The 362-nt window shown below is 64.6% G+C and carries 1 protein-coding gene; it reads left to right on the top strand.

Annotation, left to right across the window (positions count from 1 at the left end; genetic code table 11):
* Window positions 1-362: recombinase family protein (locus IF47_RS0126995; RefSeq protein ID WP_031511682.1), on the top strand; the 362-nt coding region annotated here is incomplete at both ends.

The following is a 362-nucleotide window of genomic DNA, read 5'->3' as shown; positions in this document are numbered from 1 at the left end:
ATCCAGCTGTGCGCGCGGCAACTGGGCTTCACGTTGATCGCCGAAGCCTCAGATCTCGGGGTATCCGCACGCAAGACGTCCCCCTTCGAGAGGCCTTCACTGTCGTCCTGGCTGCAGCGCCCGGACGAATACGAAGCCATCGTGTGGTCGCATGTGGATCGCGCCGTACGATCGGTGGTCCACATGTCCGAGTTGATCGAGTGGAGCCAGCAGCGCTCTACGACACTCGTCTTCGGGATGCCCGAGGAACCTCAGCCGCTCGTGGTCACACCGCAGGCGAGCGGCGACGCTGTCCGCCGTTGCATGAGGCTGGCCTACGCCGCGGAGCAAGAGACGCGCGCCATTTCCGCTCGTCTCACCAG

Source organism: Streptomyces megasporus (assembly GCF_000718985.1).
GTDB classification, from domain to species: Bacteria; Actinomycetota; Actinomycetes; order Streptomycetales; family Streptomycetaceae; genus Streptomyces; species Streptomyces megasporus.
This window is presented reverse-complemented; position numbering and strand designations above follow the sequence as displayed.